This window comes from Bradyrhizobium sp. LeoB3, assembly GCF_055456055.1.
Genome location: NZ_JBVBEF010000248.1, coordinates 1 through 2,492, shown reverse-complemented (window position 1 = coordinate 2,492; position 2,492 = coordinate 1). Strand labels below are relative to the sequence as shown.

Here is a 2,492-nt window from a genome sequence, read left to right as displayed (position 1 = left end):
ACGCGGACTTCTCTTGCTTCGGGAATCATCCCGATCTTGAATCACGACTCACGTTCTATGAAAAGTGGGTACTAGGCCCACGACGCAGTTTGCCGGATCGATCCAAAACTGCATGCCATAGATGCCGCCCCACCCGTAGCTGCCCGCCGGAAGGCGGCTCTTGGCTGCAGCCGGATCGATCACGATCCCAAAGCCCAGCGCGAAGCCCCAACCCGGCCCGGGAAGCGTCGGCATGTTGCCGGTCGCGTTCTGCGTCATCTGCCGCACCGTTTCCGCGCGGAGCACCCGCACGCCGTCGAGTTCGCCTTCGTTCAGCAGCATTTGCAGGAACCGCCCGTTGTCCCCGATAGTGCCGCTCATGCCGGCGCCGCCAGAGTGATAGGCGGTCAGAGAGAAGGCGCGGTTCGGGTCGAAATCGGCGGTGCCCTTGGTTGGAGGGAACGGCACAGCCTCAGGTGCCACCACCGGAACGTAGCCCGTGCCGAGTGCGCCCGTGACCTGTGCGGGCCGTGTCACCTGCACGAACCGTGAGCGCATGGTCTCAGGTGCGTTGAACACAAAGCTCTCAATGCGCAGAGGTCTTGCGATGCGCTCGGTTACAAAAGCTCCCAGGCTGGCTCCCGTCACCTTCTCGATGACAGCCCCGAGCACGTCAGTGGCCAGCGAGTATTCCCAGCCTGTACCAGGCTGATAGCCAAGCGGAACGAAGGCGAGACGCTGCATCGCTTCGGCCGTGGTTACCTCGCCCTGGTCTAGCCCGTCGGTCACGCGCGCTTCGCGGTATGCATTAACGAGCCGGGGATTATTGATGAAGTTATAGGAGAATCCGGCCGTATGGGTCAGCAGTTCGCGAATTGTCGGCGGCCTGCTCGCAGGACCCTCAGTGCCGTCAGGACCGCGCACCTGCAACTTGGCGAACTCGGGCAGGAAACGGCTGACCGGATCGTCCAGGCCGATCCCTGCCCTGCTCGACAAGGATCATCGCTGCCACCGAGGTGACAGCCTTGGTCATTGAGGCGAGGCGGAATATGTCGTTCTCGCCGATCGGCACGGCGCTCCCCACCTTGCGAACGCCGACGCTGCGGCTGTAGACCGGGCGGCCATTCTGAAGGATCAGCACCACAATACCCGGAGTACTGCAGCCTTCGACCAATTCCTTAAGGGTTTGATCAAGCTTCGCATTGCGCGCTTCGGGCGAAAAGGCCAGCGCCACCGGGGTGGCAAGGAGCGCGAACGCTACCAGTCCCGCCCCGAGCACACCGATCACAAGACGACGTGAGATCATGATGTTCCTCCCGTAGAGCTGTTCTGAGCATTCTTCGCGACAGCGGAATGAAGTTATTGAGGCTGCCGGTATCCGATCCATAGTAGCGCAGACATTTCGAGCCATCCGAACCCCATACCTGCGGCCGACGAAGACATGATTCTTTCTGGGGACGGGGCGACTCAGCATCCGCAAGCTGGTGGGAATGCGCCCGGCGCCAAGCGGGTCTATCCTCGAGCGCAGTTCATGGCTTCGCCGCCCAACTCCCGCTTGCTCGCGGCAAAAGGCGGACAGAGCTCGCTCTCAAGCGGCTTGCGTTGCGGCGGTTTGGTGAGTTTGGCAGTTGGTCGGACAAACCCGGGCGCAGGCGCCGCAACCGATACAAGCGCCTTGGTCATTCATCACCATAATCTTCTTCTCGATCTCATCGTCTTCGTCGTCGTCCAGATCGACAAGATCGCCCTCCTCGTTGATGCCCTTCAACGTCATGACGTCGCGACCGCAGACTTTGAAACAACGGCCACAGCCGATGCACTTCTTGGCATCAATCGACATCAGGTACTCCGGTGTCCAGTCACGGCCGTCGCGCGTTGCAAATGACATGATCGGATACCCTCTAAAGCAGTCTGCTGAAAAAGCTTGAAATGGAGAGTTTTCGTATTGTCGGCGGTCGTTGTTGGAGCGGCGCGGTGGAGTTGGATGTAATTTTTTAACCTGTTGGTTGGTGCCCCCCTGACGCGGGGTGGCTAAACGGCAAGCAGTTTGGGAATCCGGATCAGGTTATAGGCGATCAGATTGAGCAGGAAGTCGGCGGCGACGCGAGCGATGCCACGATGTTTGGTCTTGCGCATCGTGCCATGCTGCTTGCCCCATCCGAAAATGCACTCGACCATCGCCCGGCGCGATTGCGACATGCCGTATCCCGGATGCCGCGCGGTTCGTTCGTCGATGGCGCTGTTGCGGTTCTTGCCGGTTTTGGTGACGGCCTGGTTCTGTGTCACATGCGGCGTCACGCCGATGGCGCGAAGATTGGCGACGTGATCGGCCGTATCGTACGCCTTGTCCTCACCGGCCGTGATGCGGCAGCCTGCGGCTTTGCGTCTCGCCTTCAGCATGGTCTCCGAAGCCCGGCGTTCGGCGATGCCATTGGCATGCGTGACCCTGCCGGCCACCGCCAGCCCGTGCCGGTTCTCCATGGTGGCGTGGCCCATATAGCAAAGCTTGGCCT

General features: G+C 61.0%; 4 protein-coding genes. All 4 read right to left on the bottom strand.

Going from position 1 to position 2,492, the window contains the following annotated elements; genetic code table 11:
* Window positions 1–48: 48 nt before the first annotated feature.
* Window positions 49–975 (bottom strand): serine hydrolase domain-containing protein, encoded by a 927-nt coding sequence (locus ACZXDY_RS45475; protein WP_464349957.1) that lies wholly within the window; start codon window positions 973–975, stop codon window positions 49–51.
* On the bottom strand, window positions 890–1,285 hold the full coding sequence (locus tag ACZXDY_RS45470; RefSeq protein ID WP_051397342.1) for a serine hydrolase domain-containing protein: 396 nt from the start codon (window positions 1,283–1,285) through the stop codon (window positions 890–892). Before ACZXDY_RS45470 ends, ACZXDY_RS45475 begins: the two co-directional genes overlap by 86 nt.
* 282 nt (window positions 1,286–1,567) lie before the next feature.
* Window positions 1,568–1,867, bottom strand: coding sequence for a ferredoxin III, nif-specific (gene fdxB / locus ACZXDY_RS45465; RefSeq protein WP_028169131.1), 300 nt, complete (start codon window positions 1,865–1,867; stop codon window positions 1,568–1,570).
* A 143-nt stretch (window positions 1,868–2,010) separates the two neighbouring features.
* On the bottom strand, window positions 2,011–2,492 hold a 482-nt coding region (locus tag ACZXDY_RS45460), incomplete at its 5' end, for a transposase (RefSeq protein ID WP_464349956.1).

Excerpts from the sequence above, each read along its gene's own strand:
- ACZXDY_RS45470 (WP_051397342.1), bottom strand. The coding sequence starts at position 1,285 with ATGATCTCACGTCGTCTTGTGATCGGTGTGCTCGGGGCGGGACTGGTA.
- fdxB (WP_028169131.1), bottom strand. The coding sequence starts at position 1,867 with ATGTCATTTGCAACGCGCGACGGCCGTGACTGGACACCGGAGTACCTG.